20 protein-coding genes and 1 tRNA gene are annotated in these 19,601 nt (G+C 68.8%); 12 read left to right on the top strand and 9 right to left on the bottom strand.

Translation table 11 applies throughout. The annotated features are described in order from the left end of the window. Position 1 precedes the first annotated feature (1 nt). Entirely contained in the window at positions 2-910 is a 909-nt protein-coding gene (locus tag ABD678_RS06455) for a siderophore-interacting protein (RefSeq protein WP_344754903.1), read from the top strand. Positions 911-977: 67 nt separating this feature from the next. Here the strand turns inward: ABD678_RS06455 and ABD678_RS06450 are convergent, their stop codons facing one another. Both ABD678_RS06450 and ABD678_RS06445 read right to left on the bottom strand, forming a co-directional pair. Next, entirely contained in the window at positions 978-1,601 is a 624-nt protein-coding gene (locus ABD678_RS06450; protein WP_344754901.1) for a hypothetical protein, read from the bottom strand. 37 nt (positions 1,602-1,638) lie between these two features. Next, positions 1,639-2,970, bottom strand: a complete 1,332-nt coding sequence (locus tag ABD678_RS06445; protein ID WP_344754899.1) for an MFS transporter — start codon at positions 2,968-2,970, stop codon at positions 1,639-1,641. 234 nt (positions 2,971-3,204) lie between these two features. Between ABD678_RS06445 and ABD678_RS06440 the strand changes: the two genes are divergently transcribed. The 3 genes from ABD678_RS06440 to ABD678_RS06430 all read left to right on the top strand — a co-directional run bounded on the left by ABD678_RS06440 (position 3,205) and on the right by ABD678_RS06430 (position 5,392). After that, positions 3,205-4,113, top strand: a complete 909-nt coding sequence (locus ABD678_RS06440) for an Fpg/Nei family DNA glycosylase (protein WP_344754897.1) — start codon at positions 3,205-3,207, stop codon at positions 4,111-4,113. Between the two features lie 98 nt (positions 4,114-4,211). Beyond that, a complete protein-coding gene (locus tag ABD678_RS06435) occupies positions 4,212-4,799 on the top strand; it encodes a protoglobin domain-containing protein (protein ID WP_344754895.1) in 588 nt (195 codons plus the stop codon). After that, a complete protein-coding gene (locus tag ABD678_RS06430) occupies positions 4,796-5,392 on the top strand; it encodes a MarR family winged helix-turn-helix transcriptional regulator (RefSeq protein WP_344754893.1) in 597 nt (198 codons plus the stop codon). Before ABD678_RS06435 ends, ABD678_RS06430 begins: the two co-directional genes overlap by 4 nt. A gap of 22 nt (positions 5,393-5,414) precedes the next feature. On the opposite strand, the gene ABD678_RS06425 is transcribed toward ABD678_RS06430, so the two are convergent. Then, entirely contained in the window at positions 5,415-5,888 is a 474-nt protein-coding gene (locus ABD678_RS06425) for an ATP-dependent zinc protease family protein (protein WP_344754891.1), read from the bottom strand. 24 nt (positions 5,889-5,912) lie between these two features. Here ABD678_RS06425 and rimK point away from each other — a divergent pair, with 24 nt between their 5' ends. Beyond that, on the top strand, positions 5,913-7,097 hold the full coding sequence (gene rimK / locus ABD678_RS06420; RefSeq protein ID WP_344754889.1) for a 30S ribosomal protein S6--L-glutamate ligase: 1,185 nt from the start codon (positions 5,913-5,915) through the stop codon (positions 7,095-7,097). A 32-nt stretch (positions 7,098-7,129) separates the two neighbouring features. Here rimK and ABD678_RS06415 read toward each other — a convergent pair. The 4 genes from ABD678_RS06415 to galU all read right to left on the bottom strand — a co-directional run bounded on the left by ABD678_RS06415 (position 7,130) and on the right by galU (position 9,890). Further along, positions 7,130-7,205, bottom strand: a tRNA-Ala gene (locus tag ABD678_RS06415). 70 nt (positions 7,206-7,275) lie between these two features. After that, positions 7,276-8,205, bottom strand: coding sequence for a hypothetical protein (locus tag ABD678_RS06410; RefSeq protein ID WP_344754887.1), 930 nt, complete (start codon positions 8,203-8,205; stop codon positions 7,276-7,278). Between the two features lie 140 nt (positions 8,206-8,345). Then, positions 8,346-8,993 (bottom strand): GNAT family N-acetyltransferase, encoded by a 648-nt coding sequence (locus tag ABD678_RS06405; RefSeq protein WP_344754885.1) that lies wholly within the window; start codon positions 8,991-8,993, stop codon positions 8,346-8,348. Positions 8,994-8,996: 3 nt separating this feature from the next. After that, the gene (galU, locus tag ABD678_RS06400) at positions 8,997-9,890 is read right to left on the bottom strand and encodes a UTP--glucose-1-phosphate uridylyltransferase GalU (protein ID WP_344754883.1); all 894 of its coding nucleotides are present in this window, start codon (positions 9,888-9,890) and stop codon (positions 8,997-8,999) included. 39 nt (positions 9,891-9,929) lie between these two features. On the opposite strand from galU, the gene ABD678_RS06395 reads away from it, so the two are divergent. From ABD678_RS06395 to mscL, 3 genes are read left to right on the top strand one after another with little or no spacing between them, the layout of a single operon-like run. Beyond that, positions 9,930-10,520 carry a 5-formyltetrahydrofolate cyclo-ligase gene (locus tag ABD678_RS06395; protein ID WP_344754881.1) on the top strand — a complete coding sequence of 197 codons (591 nt, stop codon included), beginning with the start codon at positions 9,930-9,932 and terminating at the stop codon, positions 10,518-10,520. 8 nt (positions 10,521-10,528) lie between these two features. Then, the gene (locus ABD678_RS06390; RefSeq protein ID WP_344754879.1) at positions 10,529-10,876 is read left to right on the top strand and encodes an FmdB family zinc ribbon protein; all 348 of its coding nucleotides are present in this window, start codon (positions 10,529-10,531) and stop codon (positions 10,874-10,876) included. Between the two features lie 15 nt (positions 10,877-10,891). Continuing rightward, positions 10,892-11,320: a large conductance mechanosensitive channel protein MscL gene (gene mscL / locus ABD678_RS06385; RefSeq protein WP_344754877.1), complete on the top strand. Its 429-nt coding sequence runs from the start codon at positions 10,892-10,894 to the stop codon at positions 11,318-11,320. Positions 11,321-11,379: 59 nt separating this feature from the next. Here mscL and ABD678_RS06380 read toward each other — a convergent pair whose 3' ends face one another. Together ABD678_RS06380 and ABD678_RS06375 are read right to left on the bottom strand one after the other, a co-directional pair. Next, entirely contained in the window at positions 11,380-11,571 is a 192-nt protein-coding gene (locus ABD678_RS06380; RefSeq protein WP_344754875.1) for a hypothetical protein, read from the bottom strand. A gap of 60 nt (positions 11,572-11,631) precedes the next feature. Beyond that, positions 11,632-15,393 carry a DEAD/DEAH box helicase gene (locus ABD678_RS06375; RefSeq protein ID WP_425561953.1) on the bottom strand — a complete coding sequence of 1,254 codons (3,762 nt, stop codon included), beginning with the start codon at positions 15,391-15,393 and terminating at the stop codon, positions 11,632-11,634. 197 nt (positions 15,394-15,590) lie between these two features. On the opposite strand from ABD678_RS06375, the gene ABD678_RS06370 reads away from it, so the two are divergent. From ABD678_RS06370 to ABD678_RS06355, 4 genes are all read left to right on the top strand, one after another. Continuing rightward, on the top strand, positions 15,591-17,048 hold the full coding sequence (locus ABD678_RS06370) for an HNH endonuclease signature motif containing protein (protein WP_344754873.1): 1,458 nt from the start codon (positions 15,591-15,593) through the stop codon (positions 17,046-17,048). Between the two features lie 54 nt (positions 17,049-17,102). Further along, positions 17,103-18,428, top strand: coding sequence for a hypothetical protein (locus tag ABD678_RS06365; protein ID WP_344754871.1), 1,326 nt, complete (start codon positions 17,103-17,105; stop codon positions 18,426-18,428). A 196-nt stretch (positions 18,429-18,624) separates the two neighbouring features. Further along, on the top strand, positions 18,625-19,260 hold the full coding sequence (locus tag ABD678_RS06360) for a C40 family peptidase (RefSeq protein ID WP_344754869.1): 636 nt from the start codon (positions 18,625-18,627) through the stop codon (positions 19,258-19,260). 11 nt (positions 19,261-19,271) lie between these two features. After that, complete coding sequence (locus ABD678_RS06355) at positions 19,272-19,427, top strand: hypothetical protein (protein WP_344754867.1); 156 nt, start codon at positions 19,272-19,274, stop codon at positions 19,425-19,427. Positions 19,428-19,601 lie beyond the last annotated feature (174 nt).

The following is a 19,601-nucleotide window of genomic DNA, read 5'->3' as shown; positions in this document are numbered from 1 at the left end:
CATGGTCGACTACGCAGTCTTCGCGGTACGGGTGTCCCGCATCCGGCCGATCGGTCCGTCCTTCGTCCGCGTCACGTTCCGCGGCGATGAGCTCGAGAACTTCCTTTTCGCGGGGCTCGATCAGCGGATCAAGCTGGTCTTCCCCGGCGGGAAGGGTCTCGGCACGTTCCCCCGCGACACGAGCGACTGGTACGACCAGTGGCGGGCGAGCCCGGAGGAGGACCGTTGCATCCTTCGCACCTACACCGTGAGGGCGGCGCGCATCCAACAGCGGGAGATCGATGTCGACTTCGTCGTGCACGGCGACACCGGACCGGCGACCCGCTGGGTCTCCTCGGCCGCCGTCGGCGACGACCTGCTGGTGATCGGACCGGATGTCCGCACGCTCGTCGAAGCAGACCGTCCACGGATCGGCGGGGTCGAATGGAATCCGGGCGCTGCCGAGTCGGTGCTGCTCGCCGGCGACGAGACGGCCGCCCCGGCGATCTGCAGCATTCTGGAATCGCTGCCCGCCGAGGCTCGCGGCCAGGCGTTCATCGAGGTTCCGACCGCTGGCGACGTGCTGCCGGTTCCCGGGCCGACCGGGGTCACCGTCACGTGGCTGCCACGGGATGCCGCCCCCCAGCCGCACCAGGGGCAGTTGCTCGATGCGGCCGTACGCCGGTGGGTGGGCGAACTGAGGCCGGGCGGCGGCGCATCAGCGCTCGCTCAACTGGATGAGGTGGATGTCGACGACGAGGTGCTGTGGGAGGTGCCCGCGACCGAGCCCGTCCAGACGCTCTACGCCTGGCTCGCCGGCGAGGCGGGGTGCATCAAGGAGTTGCGCCGCTTTCTGGTGCGCGACACCGGGCTGGACCGCTCCAGCGTCGCGTTCATGGGATATTGGCGGTTCGGCCGTAGCGAGAACTAGTCGCTCGCCGCGCCGCAGTCGTCCCCGACACCGTCATCGCCTGGACACGACAACCACAAGACACGCCCTAGCTGCGCGGAGTCGCCGCGCGCACCACGTCGATGGAGTAGCTCGTCTCCGTGACATCGGTCACCGTGATGCTGGCATCGTAGACGGCGCCTTCCGGATGAGTCGCGGCGCAGTCGAAGACCGCGCCGAGGAAGACCTCGAGGTCGCCGTCCCCGCAGTCGACTTCGAACTGCGGGGGCGCCTCCCGGAAGAGAGCGTCTGCGGCGAGCCTGCTCACGGAATCGGCCGCGACGGTGTGCCGGATGCCCTCAGCCTCGGGCTCCTCCGCCGGTTCCTCCGCCTCTGGCGTCGTGCCGGATCCGGCCCGCGGCTGGTCGGCGACCGTGTAGTCCACGCGGTAATCGGTTCCCTCGACCTGGTTGATGACGACCGTCGTGTCGTACTCGTCCAGGGTCTCGGGGTCAGTCAGTACGCACTCGACGACAGTGCCGTTCACGAGGTCCACCTGCTCTTCGCCGCAGTCGACATCGGGACGGGTGCCGACCTTCTCCTCGAGCGAGTCCTCCACCGTCTTGGCGACGGCATCCGGTGACACGGTGAGATTCGCAGAGAAGGTGCACCCGCTGAGCAGGAGGGCGAAAGCCGTGAGCGTGAGAGCAGGCGCGAGTCGTTGTGCGGTCAAGTTTTCCCCCAGGAGCGAATGGACTCCCCAGAAACTATCAGCTTTCCACCAGGTCGGATGCGCCACCATCCGTCGAGACGGCGGTCGGCGTCGGCGGCGCGCCGGCCGCGGCCATCGCCCGGCGCCCGGCAGGCACGGTGAGTGCGATCGCGATCACGATGAACAGCAGGATGCCGGCCACGATGAGCAGCGACTCGACCGTGAAGACGTCGGCGAGCGGCCCGAACGCGACCATCCCGAACGGCATCGCGACGGCCATCACGATCCCGACGAAACCGAACACGCGACCCTGGCGCTCGGGTTCGACGCGCTCCTGGAGGAGGGTCATCGACGGCGTCGAGAAGAACGGCACCACGAGTCCCAGCAGGAACATGAACGACAGGAACACCCACAGGTTCGTCGAGAGTCCCATCGCGATCGAGATGCCACCGAAAACGAGCGAGGAGGCCGCGATCATCGTGATCCGGTTCTTCATTCCACCCCACACCGAGATGACGATGCCGCCGAGCACCATGCCGATGCTGAAGGCGAGTTCGGTGGCGGTGAGCTTCCACACCTCGTCGCCGAAGGAGCGCACCACCATGAGCGGTGTGAGGTACGACGGCGCGACGATGAGCACGAACACGATCGCGAAGACGATGAGCAGCCAGCGCACGAAGGCGTGGTGCGCGACGTACCTGACCCCCTCGACGAGATCAGCGAAGTAGCTCGGATGCTCCGCGCCGGCGCGCCGGATGGTCGGTACGGCGAGGGTCGCAAGCAGGACGATCCCGATCACGGCCGTGACGACATCCACGAAGAAGATCGACACGATGGATGCCGTCGCGTACAGCACGCCGGCCGCCGCAGGCGCCAGGAGCGCCATCCCCGACTGGATCGAGCCGTTGATCCCGTTGACCCTCATGAGGTGCGCGGTCGGTACGAGCTGCGGGATGAGCGCGGAGACTGCGGGCATCTGGATGCCGGCCCCGGTCGACCGGATCGCGAGCGTCGCGTAGATGAGCCAGAGGTCGTCGAGCCCTGAGAGCATGAAGATCGCGAGGGCGAGCGTCGTGACGGCGATCGCGGCATCCGCCCAGATGATGAGCAGTTTGCGGCTGACGCGGTCCGCCCATACGCCGCCGAAGATGGAGACGACCGCCTGCGGCAGGAAGCCGAACACGGCGGCGAGCGCGAGCACGACACCCGACTTCGTCACGAGGGTCAGGTGCCACATGATCGCGTACTGCACGAGCATCGAGCCGAAGAGGGAGATCGTCTGGCTCGTGGGGAAGACGACGACATCCCGCTTCCAGTGCGGCCGATTCTCAGTGGCCCGGCCCTGGGCGTCGTCGGGCGCCGAGTCTGTGGCGTCCGTGGATTCCGTCATGAGTTTCTCCTGATCGGGCCGGGAATCCGGCGTGCCAGACTAGCCCCTTCCGGGCATCCACCACGCGACAGCTTCTCTCAGGTTCTGGATGCGCGACCGACTGCTCATGACGCCGTTCGCCTCCCATGACGACGAACGTTCGGCGTCAGGAGAGACAAACCCCGTCATGATCCGGGGACGGGGCGCGGGCATCGCGGATGGACGGGTGCCGTCGGCACAGTGAAGACTGGTGTCATGCCGGAGTTGCCCGAGGTGCACGCCCTCGTGACGGATCTCGGCACGCGCCTGCGCGGTCGCACGGTGGAGCGGCTCGAGATCATCGCGTTCGCGGCGCTCAAGACCTTCGACCCGCCGATCTCAGCACTCTCCGGTCGCACCGTCACCGATGTGACGCGGCACGGCAAATTCCTCGACCTCCTGCTCGAGCGGGAGGGCGAAGGCGAACTGCACCTCATCCTGCATCTCGCCAGGGCCGGCTGGATCCGCTGGCGCGAGGCAGCGCCGCAGCGTTCGGGCCGCCCCGGCAAGACCCCGCTCGCCGCGCGTCTCGTTCTCGATGACGGAACCGCGCTGGATGGCACGACCCTGGCGAAGGGATCAGGCTTCGACGTCACCGAGGCGGGAACCAAGAAGAGCCTCGCGATCTACGTCGTACGCGACCCGCGCCAGGTTCCGGGTATCGCGCGGCTCGGCCCCGACCCCCTCGGGGCGGGCTTCACCCTCGAACGCTTCCGGCGCATCCTCGAGGCGGGCGGTCGCAAGCAGATCAAGGGCCTCCTGCGCGACCAGGCCGTCATCGCCGGCATCGGCAACGCCTACTCGGACGAGATCCTGCACGCGGCCCGGATGTCCCCCTTCAAGCCGGCGGCGATGTCGCCGGATGACGCGGGCAGCCTCTTCGACGCGATGCAGGCGACCCTGCGCGGGGCGATCGAACGCGCGGACGGGCTCGCGGCATCCGAGCTCAAGCGGGAGAAGAAGTCGGGCCTGCAGGTCCACGGCCGCACCGGCGAACCCTGCCCGGTGTGCGGCGACACCGTGCGGCAGGTCATCTACACCGATTCGACCTTCCAGTACTGCCCGACCTGCCAGACCGGAGGCAAGCCGCTCGCCGACCGGGTGCTGTCGCGGCTGCTGAAGTAGCTCCAGGATCGGGCTCGTCCGCCAGGCTTGACAAATTAGATAGGACTCCTATTCTTTAACCGTGATTGGGAAACGCCCCTCACGGAAAGGCACTGTCCATGAATCACCACCCTGCCGGATACAGCTACGGGGACACCTCCCTCGCCCCCTCACCGGTCTCGATCGACACCCTCGCCCAGATCCAGCGCTCAGTGCTCTGGAGCGAGGACGACAGCGAGGCGCTTCGCCGCGCTGGCGAGATACTGGTCCCCCAGACGGAGCAGATCCTCGACGTCTGGTACGGCTTCGTCGGCGCCAACCCGCACCTGGTCGCCACCTTCGCCGGCTCCGACGGGCAGCCCGACGGCGTCTACCTCGCGGCCGTGCGGGAACGATTCGGACGATGGATCGCCGACCTGTGCGCGCGCCCGTTCGATGCGGACTGGCTGGCCTATCAGGAGGAGATCGCCCTCCGTCACCACACCAGGGGCAAGAACCGTACCGACGGGGTCGACTCGCCCTCCGGCCACGTGCCGCTCAGCCACCTCATCGCCCTCATCGTCCCCATCACCGTGACGATTCGCGACTTCCTGGGAGCGCGTGGCGCCGATCCCGCCGAGGTCGATGCCATGTACCATGCCTGGATGAAGGCGGTGACTCTCTCGGTCGTGCTCTGGACCCGGCCGTACAACCCGGAATTGTGGTGACCTCAGCGAACCCCTCCCCCGGCGATGTCCCGGAGAAGATCGTCGCCGCGCTCGACCGCATCGCGCGCGGCCTGCGATCGCATCGCCAGTCCGTCGCCTCCAGGGTCGGCCTGACACCACTGCAGCTCGAATTATTGCAGACCATCGACGAGTCTCCGCGACCCGTCATCGGACTGCTCGCCAAGGAGCTGGAGGTCAGCCAGCCGACCGTCAGCGATTCCCTCCTCGCCCTCGAGCGCAAGGGCCACGTGGTCCGGCGTCGATCGGATACCGATCGGCGCCGGACCACCATGGAGCTCACCGACTCCGGCCGAGAACTCGTCGGCGAGGTCCGGCGTGCGGGGGAGATCCTCCGGAGCAGCGTCGCAGCGCTCGCCGGCCCGGACCAGGAGGCCGTCCTCGACATCCTGCTCTCCCTCATCGGTAACCTCCTCGACGCCGGGATCATCCAGGTGGCCCGCACCTGCCGCACCTGCCGCTTCTACGACCATCGCGACGGACTCGACGCCCGGTGCGCCCTGCTGCAGATCCCGCTCCCACCTGCCGCCCTGCGCGTCGACTGCCCGGAGCACGAACCTCTGCTCGCGAGCTGAAGCCAGGACCGGGCCCCGGGGCCTACGCGCGATCCCGGTTGCGGCGACGGATCGGCTTCGGTGCTCGACCCGCCAGGAACGACTTGCGCGGGTTCACCAGGAAGCCCTGCCGAAGCGCCTCGCGGCCGATGAGCATCCGGAAGCCCATCTGATCGCGATTGCTCAGCGTCGTCTCCGCGAGAACCGTGCGTCCCGAGATTCCGACCTCCACGAGCACGACGATGCGCGCCTCGCTGTGTCCGGATGAACTGCGCACCATACGGCGGTCGTGCACAGGGCATTCGACCTCGACGGCATCCTCGACCGACCGCTGCCAGGGGCGAACCTTGAACCGCACCCGCTCGCCGTCGGCGGACTCCTCGATGTCGAACGCATGCAGCGCTGAACTGCGCGCACCCGTGTCGAGTTTCGCCTTGATCCAGGGCACGCCGATCCCCGGCAGGCTCACCCATTCGCGCCAGCCCACGATGGTGCTTGAATGGTGGTCGTCTCTCACTCGACCATCTTCGCAGGGGGCACGATGAAACTGGCGATCCTCTCGCGAGCGCCGCAGGCATATTCGACGCAGCGGTTGCGCGCCGCGGCGCTCCAACGCGGGCACCAGGTGAAAGTGCTCAACACGCTGCGCTTCGCCATCGACCTCTCGGACGCCGAACCCGACCTGCAGTACCGGGGCCGGCGGCTCTCCGACTACGACGCGATCCTGCCGAGGATCGGCAACTCGATCACCTACTTCGGCACCGCCGTCGTGCGGCAGTTCGAGCAGATGGATGTCTACACGCCCAACACCGCGAACGGCATCACCAACTCCCGCGACAAGCTGCGGGCCACCCAGATCCTCTCCCGCCACAACATCGGGATGCCGGCGACCGCATTCGTGCACAACCGCGGGGATGTTCGGCTCGCGATCGAGAAGGTGGGCGGCGCGCCGGTCGTCATCAAACTCCTCGAGGGCACCCAGGGGATCGGGGTGATCCTGGCGCCGGAGGTGAAGATCGCGGAAGCGATCATCGAGACCCTGCACTCGACGAAGCAGAACGTGCTCATCCAGAGTTTCATCTCCGAGAGCCGCGGGAGGGACATCCGGGCGCTCGTCGTCGGGGATCGGGTGGTCGCGGCGATGCGGCGGGTGGCAGTGGGAGACGAATTCCGGTCGAACGTGCACCGCGGTGGGAGGGTCGAGCCGGTGGAGCTCACGCCGGCCTACGAGCAGGCGGCCGTGCGGTCGGCGCAGATCATGGGCCTGCGCGTCGCCGGTGTCGACATGCTCGAGGGCAAGGACGGCCCGCTCGTCATGGAGGTCAACTCCTCGCCCGGGCTCGAGGGGATAGAGAAGGCGACGGAGCTGGATGTCGCGGGGGCGATCATCGATTTCATCGACAACCAGGTGGCGTTCCCCGAGATCGACGTGCGGCAGAGGCTGACGGTGTCGACCGGCTACGGCGTCGCCGAGATCGTCGTGCACAGCAACGCGGACCTCGTCGGCAGGGCCCTGCGCGATTCGATGCTGAGCGAGCGGGACCTCACCGTGCTCACCCTCCACCGCGGTACGAGCGTCATCCCGAACCCGAAGGGCACGACGGTGATGGAGGCCGGCGACCGCCTGCTGTGCTTCGGCCGCCTCGAGGAGATGCGATCGATGATGCCGACGCGCCGGCGCCGGCGGGTGCGCAAGCTGCCGAAGGAGCCGATCCCCGAGGGGTGACGTTCTGCCCGTTACGGCAGTTCCGGTGTAGGTGGTGGAGCTAAGGAGATTCGAACTCCTGACCTCTTCGATGCGAACGAAGCGCGCTACCAACTGCGCCATAGCCCCGGATGCTGCGTAGCTACGTTAGCACGGAGGGCCGCGGTCTCGACAAGCTCGACCCGAGATGCCGGTGCGCTCAGCCGGCGAGGGTGCGACGGCGGCGCAGGATGTCGTCGAGGTCGGCGGGAGCGGCATCCTTCGTGTCGACCATGCCCATGCGCGCGAAACGGGACTCGGCGGCCGGGGCAGAGGGCGGCGCGATGCGGGTGACCTCCGGTGCAGCATGGGCTGCCCGAAGCGCATGCTCGGCCTCGGCTGCGGCTGCGCGGAGGGCTGCGGCGTGGTCGGGTTGTGGGGCGGTTGCTTTCGCGACGACCGTCTCGACCGCGACCGGGGCGGGACCACGGAGGTAGAGGGGCCTCGGAATCGGAACCGGCATCCATCCCGGCTGCCGCTCCTCGGTGTAGTCGGCGTCGTCATGGAGCGGAGCCTGCAAGGGTGGCGTGACCACGGCGCGACGCAGTTCGGCACGCGCACGGGAGACGGCGGAGGCCTGACCGAGGAGCGCGAGCGCGCCGACGGCGACGACCGTGGATGCCGCCAGCAGCAGCCAGGAGCCCGACGTCGCGAGCGCCGAGACACCGAACCCGCCCGCCACGAAGGAGGCGATGAGGACGAGGGAGGCGAGTGCCCGGGAGCGGCGAAGGCGGCGGGCGGCCCGTGAATTCCCTTCGCGGCGATCGCTGCGCGATCCCTCAGGGGCCGGCATCCGGGCGCCTACGGAAGCCTCCTCGGGGAACGGGGTGCCCCGGCGACCGGCCAGCCTCGCCTGTTTGCGAATGGCGCGCTCCTGAGCCGCTGCCGTGCGCGCGGTCGCCTCGACGCGCACCACGGCCGGCAACTCGGCGCTCTCCGCCATGATGCGCATCGTCTGCTGCAGCCGCACGGCGTTGCGTTCCGTCGCGAGATACTCGCGCCGCTTGAGCCAAGTCGGTACGAGGTAAATGAACCACAGCACCGCCGCGAGCGCGATCACTACGCTCGATCCGATCCCGTCGATTCCCATGCGATCAACGGTAAGGCGCCCGCGCGGCATCCGTGGCTCGGCTCGCCGCACCACGCCATCGATCCTCGCCGAACGCGGGCGTTTTCCTCCGACGCGGGCCGAAATTCACCCGCGGGCGACCAGAACACCCGCGCGGCGCTTCAGGGGCCTGGTGCGGGGCTCTGGGCGGCGGCGCGGTCGGATGCCGGCACGACGCCCGCGCCATCCGGAACCTTGCGGTCGAGCCAGCGCCGCAGCACCCCGACCGGCAACTCATCCGAGGTGAGGGCGAAACAGAAGTGGTCGCGCCAGTCCCCGTTGATGTGGATGTACCGCCTGCGCAGCCCCTCGTACCGGAAACCCAGCTTCTCCACCACCCGGAGCGAAGGCTCATTCTCGGGACGGATGCAGATCTCCATCCGGTGCAGCCCGAGCTGGAAGAAGCAGTAGTCGGTCGCGAGCGCGACCGCCGTCGGCGTGAGCGACCTGCCGGCGAACCGCTCGGCCACCCAGTAGCCGATGGTCGCCGACGAGACACTGCCCCAGGCGATCGACGACACGTTGAGCTGGCCTGCCAGCTCACCATCGTGCTCGACCACGAACGGGAGGCCTAGCCCGGCGCGCGCGTTCGCAAGCAGGCTCCGGATGCTCGAGCGCACATCGAAGTTCATCGCGCCGTGCGGGTTGGTCGCCTCCCACTGCCGCAGCCAGCGCCGGTTGTCCAGGAGTTCCCGCTCAAGACGCCGCGCATCCCGAAGCCGGATGGCACGGATCGTCACCGAACCTTCGCTCAGCGTGGGGATGGTCATGGGTCAGTCCAGGTCGTCGGCGAACTGTTTGAGCCACGGCCGCAGCGCCGGGCCGAGATCCTTGCGCTCGACGGCGAGCTGCACGATCGCCTTGATGTAGTCGAGCCGGTCGCCGGTGTCATAGCGACGGCCGCGGAAGACCACGCCATAGACCCCGCCCGCGATCGACGGATCGGTGGCGAGGGTCTCGAGCGCGTCGGTGAGCTGGATCTCGCCGCCGCGGCCCGGTTCGGTCTGCTCGAGGATGCCGAAGATCTCCGGGCGCAGGACGTACCGCCCGATGATGGCGAGGTTCGAGGGCTGGGTTCCCTCCGCCGGCTTCTCGACCAGTCCGGTGATGCGCACGACATCGTCAACCTCGGTCGCTTCCACCGTGGCGATGCCGTAGAGGTGGGACTGCGAAGGATCGACCTCGAGAAGAGCGATCACGGTGCAGTTCCGCGCGGCCTGCACCTCCAGCATCCGGGAGAGCAGCGGGTCGCGCTCGTCGATGAGGTCGTCGCCGAGCAGCACGGCGAACGGCTCGTCGCCGACATGCATCTTCGCCCGCAGCACCGCGTGGCCGAGACCGAGCGGGTCCCCCTGGCGCAGGTAGTGCACCTCGGCGAGCTCAGTCGAATAGTTGACCTTCTGCAGGCGCACGGTGTCGCCCTTGCGCTCGAGCGCCGCCTCGAGTTCGCCGACCCGGTCGAAATGGTTCTCGAGCGCGCTCTTGTTCCGCCCGGTGATCATGAGCACGTCGATGAGTCCGGCGGCGACCGCCTCCTCCACGACGTACTGGATGGCCGGCTTGTCGACGACCGGCAGCATCTCCTTCGGCATGGCCTTCGTCGCAGGGAGGAACCGGGTGCCAAGGCCTGCCGCAGGGATGACCGCCTTGGTGATCTGAAACGCCATGGGGCAAGGTTACCCGTCCGCTCACCGTAAACTGGCAGCATGAGCGGTGACGAGAGCCACCAGAAGCGGGCGCTCAGAGCCGAGCTGCGCGGGCGTCGCCGCACGCTCACCTCCTCAGAACTCGAGAACGCCACCGCGGGTTTCACCCAGCATCTCGTCGACCTCGCGACCGACCTCGACGCCCACTACCTCACCGCCTATCTGCCCGCCCAGGACGAGCCGAACATCCGGCCGTTCCTGTCCTGGGCGGAGGACAACGACATCCGGGTGCTGTTGCCGGTGAGCCGCGACGACGGACTGCTCGACTGGGCGGTGTCGACGGATGCCGAACAGGAGGGGATCGACGGGATGCCGGAACCGGTCGGCGAGCTGCTCGGCCCGATCGCCATCAACGATGTCGACCTCATCCTCGTTCCGGCCGCCGCCGTGGACCGCACCGGCATGCGCATGGGCTGGGGGCGCGGCTACTTCGACCGCACCCTCGGATCGATGGAGAAGTGCCCGCCGGTCTATGCTGTGATCTTCGACAACGAACTCGTCGACTCGGTTCCGACCGAGCTTCACGACAAACCGGTCAACGGGGTCGTCACCCCCTCCGGGATCACGACGTTCCCCGAGTCCGCCGCCTAAGGAACACCGTGCCCACCTACTCCTACCGCTGCACAGAATGCGGGACCGCCTTCGACATCCACCAGGCGTTCTCGGATGCCACCCTCACCGTCTGCCCGACCTGCGGCGGCGCACTGCGCAAGGTCTTCAGCCCGGTCGGTGTCTCGTTCAACGGTTCGGGCTTCTACCGCAACGACTCGAGGGCGAAGCCGGCCTCGGCCGGTGGTGGCGAGAAGAGCAGCGGCGACAGGTCGGGAACCGATACGAAGACCGAGAAGGCGCCGCCGGCCACGAAGGAGAAGGCCGCATCGACCCCCGGCACCGGGAGTGGGACAGGGAAGGCCGCGACCAGCAGCGCAGCCCCAGCAACCTCATAGGGAGAAGAACCAGCCATGTTCAAGGGATTCAAAGAGTTCATCATGCGCGGCAACGTGATCGACCTCGCTGTCGCGGTCGTCATCGGTGCGGCGTTCACGGCGATCGTCGGCGTGCTCGTCAACGGGGTCGTCAACCCGGCGCTCGGCGCGCTGTTCAACACCGCGGACCTGAGCAAGTCGCTCATCGTCACGATCCCGACCACCTCGGGTGGCGAGGCGCAGATACTGTTTGGCGCGCTCATCGGTGCCGCCATCCAGTTCCTGCTGGTCGCCGCTGCGGTGTACTTCGCGCTCGTCCTCCCGATCAACAAGTTGAAGGAGCGCGCGGAGGCCAAGCGCAAGGCCGGCGCTTCGGATGAGGAAGTGCCGCCGGACGAGCTGCAGCTGCTCACCGAGATCCGCGACCTGCTCGCGACGTCGGGCGGCGGAAAGCACTCCGACTGATCGCTACCGCTCCCTGAGGAGCGCGCGGCACAGGGGGACGAAGGCCACAGTCCGTTGTACTACCAATGCGGCGGCTTGTCGGCCCGCAGCCGCTCGTCGTTCTCGTGCGTGGAGTGCCGCGGCGGCTCAGGCTGCGGCTCCGGGTCCGACCCCGGCACGGCAGCCGTGCGCACGCGACGATGCCGGTTCCTCGACCGATCCCCCGGCCCAGCGCCCTCCGCCTCTTCGGATTGGTCGCGGTCCGTACTCACCTGATCCTCCGACGGGCCATCGGGGGGAAGGTCCGCCTCGTGCCTGCCGTTCATCGCCGCCTAACTTCGCAAGCCGGTCACAACCGGGATCGGCTCGGTCACCGGCGCCCGGCCGGCCCCGAGCATGGCGACGACACGGTCGGCGACCGCATCCGGTTCGCTGAACAGTTCGAAGGCGTAGACCCGCAGGTAGTGCCAGCCGAGCCGGCGCAGCAGCTCAGGGCGCAACCGCAGCGACTCGCGCAGGCTCCCACCGTGCAGCACCGCATCCGTCTCGATCGTGAGGCACATGCCCTGGTGGGAGGTCACGAGCCCCAGCTTGCCGCGATGACCGAGCGCGACCCGCAGGCCGCGCAGTTCGAGCCGCCGGGCGAGGTCGACGAGCAACGGGTCGCTGTCGTCCGGAATCGACTCCTCACGGGTACGGGCGGTGACGTCGGTGAGGATCTCGGCGAGCGCGATCGCCCCGTGACGCATCCGGTCCTCATCGATGTCGGATGCCTCGAAGCAGGTCACGATGACCATGGCGCGACGGGCACGCGTCATGGCGACCGCCAGCATCCGCTCGCCGCCCGCAACGCCGAGCACCCCGAAATCGCTCAGAACCCGACCATGCGGGGTGCGGCCGTAGCCGATCGAGAAGATGACGCGGTCGCGGCTCTCCGCGACGGCCTGCTCGATGGTGGCGATCGTGAACGGCTCGGCCCGATCGCCGAGCAGGAAGTCGTGCAGTTCCGGCCGCGTCGAGAGGGCCAGCAGCACCGCGCGCTGTACGCGCACGGCGTGACGCGGGCTCGCCGTGATGACCATGAGGGACTCGTGGGGCCGCTGGGCAGCGTGCTCGAGAACCAGCTCGACGACGCGGTCGACCTCGGCGTCCACACTCTCGACGGCACCGGTCTCGGGGTCGGGCATGCCGGTTCCGTTGTCGACGTGGTCGATCCGGATGCTGCCGTGCCCGAGGAAGCTGCCTGCCCAGGGGATCGACTCGATGCGCCCGGAGTAGAAGCGGCGGTTGACGAGCTCGGCGAGATCCTCGCCACCGGCACGATAGCTGCGGGTGAGCGTGAGCGTCGGAAGCAGCGTGCCGAGCACGGCGAGCGCCGACGAGGCGTGCAGCTCGTCGAGCTCCTCCTCGGTGTGCGGGACCGGCTCCCCCTCGCCGAGCGCGAGCTCGAAGGCCGACGGGGTCTGGGTGACGGGATCGCCGAACGCGACGACCTGCTTCGCCCGCCGGATGCCGCCGACGTTCTCGGCGATCGTCGTCGCACCGGCATCCACGAGGAACACGGCGTCGAACCGCAGCGTGTCGGTGATGCCGGGCACCTCGTACGGCGAGGCGATCCAGACCGGCGCCGCGACGCGGGAAAGATGCGGAGCAGCCTCCTGCAGGTCGCGGGAGGTCGTGCCCGGACCGCGCAGCAGGCGTTTGAGGGCGCTCGCCTCCTCCGGCCAGTCGACGAGCCCGATGCTCCAGTTCTCGGCGAGCTGCCAGGCGAGCAGTTGGGCGCTTCCGGATGCGTGCGCCTCGTCGACCAGGCGGAAGTCGGCCTCGAGACGGTCGAGCACATCCGTGTTCGCACCGAGCAACGCCCGGTCCGCCTCGAGGAGCGATTCGAGCGTCGAGCGCCACCAGGCCAGCTCCAGTTCCGCGGCCACCTGGGATTCCGGCACATGCCGGCCAGCGAGATCGGCCAGGAGCGGGTCGAGTTCGAGTTCGCGCAACGTGGAGAGAAGCGCCGTGCGCTCCTGCAGGTTGTGGAGGGCATCCGACTCTGCGGCGAGTCCCGCCATCCGGACGGCGAGCTCGTTCACCGGGATGTTGGCGAGCTGGCTCGCGGTCGTGTGGTTGCCGAGCGGCTCGTCGAGCGCCGCCAGGTCCTGCATGACCTGCTGGTGGGCGACCTGCACGTCGGCGATGCCGACCGGCACCTCGGGCGCGACCCCGTCGGTGGCGAATCGCTGCCAGAGGAACCGCTGCTGCTGGATGCGCCGCAGCGCCTCGTTGAGCTCGGGCACGTGGGCGCCAGGCCTCAGGTACTCGCGGGCGAGCCGCCGCATCCGACGCCGGTTGGCGCCCGACATGTGCGCCGACTCCTTGCGGGAACTCGTCGCCGCGATGAGCTCGCTGAGCGAACGGTCGAAGACGACGGGCAGGAACTTGTCGAGCGTGTCGCGGATGTCGGTGAGCAGCCGCAGGTACACGCCGAGCTCGGCGATCGTCTCGAAGGGACGCATCCGGGTGCTGCCGACGAGCTGGTTGGCCCGGTCGACGAGCCGCGGCAACTCCACGTGATACAACTGCTTGGCGATGCCGTGCGCACGGGTGGCCTGCTCGGTGCTGGTGAAGCTCGCGCCGTACCAGGCGGAGTCGCCCGGGCCGTACTTGAACTCTCCGAGCCTGGCCGCCTGCACCATCGTGGTGGCGGCGCGCTCCCGCCCCTTCGCCATGAGTTCGACGGATGCCCGTCCGAGCCTCGCGGTCGTCGCCGGCGGGGTCGGCAGCAGGGCCAGCCGCGACAGTTCGGTGAGGCAGTCGAGTACGGAGACCCCGAGCTCTGGATCGGTGCGGGCGATCGCACCCCGGTAGTCGAGGAGCACCTTGCGCAGGCGCACGAGGGCTTCGTCGATCTCACCGAGCTTCGGCGACCTGGCCTTCTCGTTGCGACCGATCCCCCGGATGATGTCGCGGCGCAGGGTCGCCGGTGAGACGGCGAGGCCCGAGAGGCCGATATCGCCGAAGCGCTGCGCGATGCCGTGGAGGGATGCCCGGCGAGGGCTCACGACGAGCACCCGCTTGTTCTGCTGCACGAGTGCGCCGATCGCGTTGACGATCGTCTGCGTCCCGCCGGTGCCGGGCAGAGTCTTCACGACCACGGAGTTGCCCGCCGCGATCTGGGCGATCACGTTCTCCTGTTCGGCGTCCGCATCGAGGAGGAACGTATCGGTCTCCGGGGTGCGCTGGTCGGGGTTCTGCAGTTCGGCCTGGCGATAGCTCTCCTCCACCGCCCATTTCGCGCTCGGGTTGCCGGCCAGCGCATCGAGGAGCGGGTGCTCCAGGTCGGCGGCATCCGCGACGAGGGCGGTGGCGACATCCGCGAAGGAGGAGACGACGAGGCGGGGCTGAACATTGAACCATTCGAGGTGGCCGGTGAGCCCACGCAGGCGGTCGATGACGGGGTTCGGCTTGAAGGAGCCGTCCTGTTCGGCCAGCGCCACGAATCCGCGCGCGTCGAGCACGATGCCGAACTGCGACTCGAGGGCGGCGGCGAGGGCCGGGTTCAGGAACGGCTGCCCGCGCAGGCGAAGCTCGAAGTCGCTGCCGTAACGGCGGATGGCGAGCGGGCGCAGCAGGATCGGCGCGCGATGGTCGATTCCGTCGAACTGCCACTCGGCGATGCCGATGCCCAGATGCACGGAGTCGATGCCGCGCGCGGTCGCGAGCTCGAGGGCCTTCGCCGAGATCGCCCCCGCTGCGTGCTTGGCGGCGCGCAGCGCGAGGTCGTCACGAATGAGGTTCGACAGCAGAGTCGTCTTGCCGGTGATGAACTGCGCGAGACCACCCGGATGCGTCGCCCCGAGCTCGATGCGCGTCGCCGGGCCGTCGACGAAATGGAGGAGCGGGCTCTCGCCGCCGATCCCGCCGAGCTGTTGTCGCCAGCCGTCCCAGGTCGGCTCGGCGACGTTGACGGGGGTGAAGCTCGGGTCGCCGAGGCTCAGGGCGTGGGGGGCGGTGACCTGCGTCTCGGCGCGGGCAGGGTCGGGTAGGAGCTCCGCTGGTTCTTCCAGGAAGTCGTCGTCATGATTGCCGGCCCGCCACACGATGCCACCTTAAGCAGAAAACCTGTGATTTCCGGGGAGGCGAGGCCGGTTTTGCGCGGTTGGCGGGGGGACGAACGGATGGGGCGGGCGAGCCCGGCGTCACTGCTTCTCTGGTCGCGGTTCCTGTTGATACGAAGTTATACACTAATCTAAGCATCCGTATTGCGATCTATATTAGAACATAATAGAATCGCAATGTGAACGATCTGGCGTCGACCCTCGTGACCTCCGCAACCGCGGTGGTCGAGTTCGGGTCGTGCGCCGCCGACTTCCAGCGCCTCTCGGATGCGCAGGTGCTCGAATTCACGCGGGCGATCGCCGACCACAAGCGCCGACTGGGCGCATTCGAGGCCCATGCGGCAGCAGAGGTGGCCCGCCGTTCCCGCCGGGAGTTCGGCCACTCGGGACTCGCCGCGCGCGAAGGGTTCTCCAGCCCGGAGAAGATGCTCGAATCGGTGACCAAGACAACCGGTCGCGAAGCTGCACAGCTCGTCTCACTCGGCAAGGCGCTCGACGATGCCTCGGCGACCCAGGAACTCCTCGATACCGGCGTCACCGAGATCGCCGGTGAACCCCTCGTGCTCCCCTGGGATGCCCCCATCGCCGCCGCTGTCGCCTCCGGCGACCTCTCGGTCGATTGTGCCGGGGCCCTCCGCCGCGGACTGGGCCGACCCACCGAGCAGGTCGGCATCGAGGCACTGCGCGAACTCGCGACGAGACTCGTGGACGAGGCCACCACCCTCAGCGCAGATCATGCCTACAAGACTGCACGCCTCGAACGCGACCTCATCGACCTCACGGGGGTGAAGGCGCGCCAGCAGGAGCTCTACGAGCGCGGCGGGTTCCGGCTCTACGCGAAGGCCAACGGCATGTACGGATTCGCCGGCGAGGCCGATCCGGAATCCGCTGCCGCCCTGTCGGCGGCCCTCGATCCGTTCACGAGCCCCCGACGTGGCGGCCCGCGTTTCGTCGACCCGGACGAGCAGCGACGTGCGCAGGCCATCGTCGACGACCAGCGCACGACCGACCGCATCGCCCTCGACGCGCTTGTCGAACTCGTGCGGGTCGGTGCGGGTGCCGACCCGCAGAAGGCCCAGAGTCGCATGCGGCCGCTCGTGAAGCTCGTCGCCACCGAGGAGACGATCCGCACCGGTATCGGATTCGGCGTGATCGAGAACGACCAGTCGCCGATCAGCCCGGAGTCCGTGGCCGCCGACCTCTGCTGCGGCGACTCGGTCGAACTCACCGTCACCGTCGACGGGATGCCTCTCAACCTCGGTCGCACCCAGCGCCTCTACAACCAGCGGCAGCGAGAGGCTCTCGCGTCCCGTGACGGAGGCTGCCTCTGGCCCGATTGCCACCAGCCGCCGGCCTTCACCGAGGCCCATCACATTCGGCACTGGAAACGCGATCACGGCGCGACCGACATCGACGACGGCGTGCTCCTGTGCCGCTTCCACCACCTGCTCCTGCACAACAATCACTGGGAGATCCGGCGCTTCGGCCGGGAGGCCGTCGATGGTCGGCGGGCATCGGGGTCCGGCAATGGATTCTGGCTCGTCCCGCCCCGGGCCGTCGATCCGGAACAGGTGCCGATCCCGCTTCGAAGCAAGAGTCCCGTCATCCGACACCTGCAGCGAGAACGCACGGGTTGACGGCCAGGGGAGAACTCTGCCCTGCCTCGATCGCGTCCCCATAAACTAGCCCGCATGGGTGGTGAACTGGTCAGCGCCGCGTGGACCGTCGGCATCACGCTCGTCGTGATCTTCGTCCTCGCCGTGGGTGCCGGGTTCTGGCTGCTCGCCCGGCGCACGGCCCGCCAGGGAAGGGTTGGCCAGGGCAGGTCAGGCCAGCGCAGGGCGGGCCGACGTGAGGATGCGCTGGGGGCGCTCCAGCAGAAGGCCAACATCCTGCTCGTGCGGGCCGACGACGCGGTGAAGAACGCCGAGGACGAGCTCGGATTCGCGATCGCCCAGTTCGGCGATGTCACCTCCCAGGAGTTCGAGCGGGTACTCGTCACCGCGCGGTCCGATCTGCGCGAAGCATTCGGCCTCCAGCAGAAGCTCGACGACGCCCACCCCGACACCGAGACCCAGCGCCGCGAGTGGAGTGCGAGGATCGTGCACCTGTGCGAGAGCACGCAGGATGCACTCGACGCACAGGAGAAGGCGTTCGCCGCCCGGCGCGAACTCGAGAAGAACGCTCCCGCCGACCTCGCCGCGGTCGGCCGCGCAATCGAGGCGCTCGACGCCCGGATGGCCGCATCCACCGCGACGCTCGCCACGCTCCGCTCCGACTATTCGGCCAGTGCGATCGCGTCGGTCGCCGACAACCTCGACCGGGCCGCTCAGGAGCGCGAGAAGGCGACATCCGCCGCCGATCGCGCCCAGGAGGCACTCGACGGCCGGGACGGCGAAGCGGTGGCCGATGCGCGACCGGCGACCGACCTCATCCGGGAGGCCGGTGAGGGCGCCTATCGGGCCGGGCGTTTCCTCGATGCCATCGACGCCCTGCGCGATGAGCTCGGCAAGGCTTCGGATGCCGTCACCTCACTGCGCGGGTCCACCCAGAAGAACCTCGCCGAGGCGCGAGCGCTGCGCGACGCCCCGCCGGATGCCGACTCGAGCGCCGCCGTCGGCCGCGCCATCGGGACGGTCGAACGCGCACTGGCCGCCCACGCGCTGCTGACCGACCCACTCGCGACCCTCGAGGTCCTGCGCGCCGCCAATGCCGAACTGGACTCGAGCATGGCGGGCGCCCGCAATCAGCAACGACGCCTCGACGGTGCGAGGACCGCGCTGGTCGGGGCGCTCGTCGGGGCCCGCAGCCAGCTCACGGCGACCCGCAACTTCATCACCACCCGCCGCGGCGGAGTCGGCGCCGAGGCGAGGACGAGGCTGGCCGAAGCCGAGCGGCTGCTCGCCGTCGCCGAAGCAGAATCCGATCCGGTCGCCGCGCTCGACACCGCCCGCAGTTCGGCGACCTACTCGCGCGACGCCGACGCGCTCGCCCGATTCGACCTGCTCGGCCGCTGAGCCATCGCCAGGCCGTATCGACCGTGAGGGCGTCTCCCCCTGCGGTGTCCGGGGCTGGGAAAGTCCTGAACCTGGCCCTCGCGATTGGGTCTCAGCCGGGCACGGGGTACCATTGACCTCGGGTTTGCCCGGAGAGGGCGCCGCCAAGATGCCAACCACGGCAACTGTCTCCAGGTAAGAGAAGGGTTTGTTCCGCTTGAGTTCCAAGAAAGTCCGAGAGCAATTCGCGAAGCTCGCGGTCATCGCGGTCTCCGGAGGACTCGTGGCGACCCTCGCACTTCCGGCCTACGCGTTCAATCAGGACAGTGGCCAGGGGAATGTCGCCGCGCTGGCACCCAAAGAGGTCATCACCCAGACTTTCGCCTCAGCCCCGGCAGTAGAACTCGCCGTCAGCCGCGACGGGTACAGCGCAACAAAGCCGGCCCCGGTCGTCGCCTCCGTGGCCGTCAACCGCTTCGTGACACTCAACCCGCCGGCGCAGACCTACAGCGGGGCCGCCGTCGTCGCCTACGGGATGCAGTTCGTCGGCATCGTCCCCTACGGTATGGGAAACAGCCCGACGACGAGCTTCAGCTGTGACGGGTTCACCCAGTACGTCTTCAAGGGTTTCGGCATCAGCCTCCCCCGCACGGCGGACGCCCAGGCTCGGTACGGTGTCAGGATCTCGCCGGCCGACGCCGTTCCCGGTGACCTGCTCTGGTGGCCCGGACAGCACATCGGAATCTACGCCGGCGGCGGGATGCTGCTCGACTCTCCGCGGTGGGGACGCTACGTCGAACTCCACCCGATCTGGGGCAACCCGGTCTACCTGCGACTCGCCGCCACCCCGTAGCGTTCGGCTCGGTGCCCGGCCCCGGCAGCATGCCGGCTGCACTACCGATAACGGTGTTCGCCTCGGTGATGGTCGTCGTCATCGCAGCGATACGAGCCGTCGTCGTCTCCGTGGTCATCCGATCGGCAATCGTCCTCGGCTTCGGCATCCCCCTCGGCGGATGGTGACGGGCCCGGCGCAGGAGCAAGGCGGGCCGCAGGAGCCTCCACCGGCGGCGCGGGCGGTGGCGCAGCAGGCGGTGGGGCGGCGTGAGGCGACGGCACGGCACGGGCCGGTGGTCCGGCGGGAGGCGCTGCGCCCGACCGCGATTTCTGCGCGGGCGACGGCGGCGGCGACGTGTC

Origin of the sequence: Leifsonella bigeumensis (genome assembly GCF_039537265.1) — a bacterium.
Lineage (GTDB): Bacteria > Actinomycetota > Actinomycetes > Actinomycetales > Microbacteriaceae > Terrimesophilobacter > Terrimesophilobacter bigeumensis.
This window is presented reverse-complemented; position numbering and strand designations above follow the sequence as displayed.

Excerpts from the sequence above, each read along its gene's own strand:
- ABD678_RS06405 (WP_344754885.1), bottom strand. The coding sequence starts at position 8,993 with ATGACCATCCCCACGCTGAGCGAAGGTTCGGTGACGATCCGTGCCATC.
- ABD678_RS06445 (WP_344754899.1), bottom strand. The coding sequence starts at position 2,970 with ATGACGGAATCCACGGACGCCACAGACTCGGCGCCCGACGACGCCCAG.
- ABD678_RS06435 (WP_344754895.1), top strand. The coding sequence starts at position 4,212 with ATGAATCACCACCCTGCCGGATACAGCTACGGGGACACCTCCCTCGCC.
- galU (WP_344754883.1), bottom strand. The coding sequence starts at position 9,890 with ATGGCGTTTCAGATCACCAAGGCGGTCATCCCTGCGGCAGGCCTTGGC.
- ABD678_RS06395 (WP_344754881.1), top strand. The coding sequence starts at position 9,930 with ATGAGCGGTGACGAGAGCCACCAGAAGCGGGCGCTCAGAGCCGAGCTG.
- ABD678_RS06410 (WP_344754887.1), bottom strand. The coding sequence starts at position 8,205 with ATGGGAATCGACGGGATCGGATCGAGCGTAGTGATCGCGCTCGCGGCG.
- ABD678_RS06440 (WP_344754897.1), top strand. The coding sequence starts at position 3,205 with ATGCCGGAGTTGCCCGAGGTGCACGCCCTCGTGACGGATCTCGGCACG.
- ABD678_RS06455 (WP_344754903.1), top strand. The coding sequence starts at position 2 with ATGGTCGACTACGCAGTCTTCGCGGTACGGGTGTCCCGCATCCGGCCG.
- rimK (WP_344754889.1), top strand. The coding sequence starts at position 5,913 with ATGAAACTGGCGATCCTCTCGCGAGCGCCGCAGGCATATTCGACGCAG.
- mscL (WP_344754877.1), top strand. The coding sequence starts at position 10,892 with ATGTTCAAGGGATTCAAAGAGTTCATCATGCGCGGCAACGTGATCGAC.
- ABD678_RS06365 (WP_344754871.1), top strand. The coding sequence starts at position 17,103 with ATGGGTGGTGAACTGGTCAGCGCCGCGTGGACCGTCGGCATCACGCTC.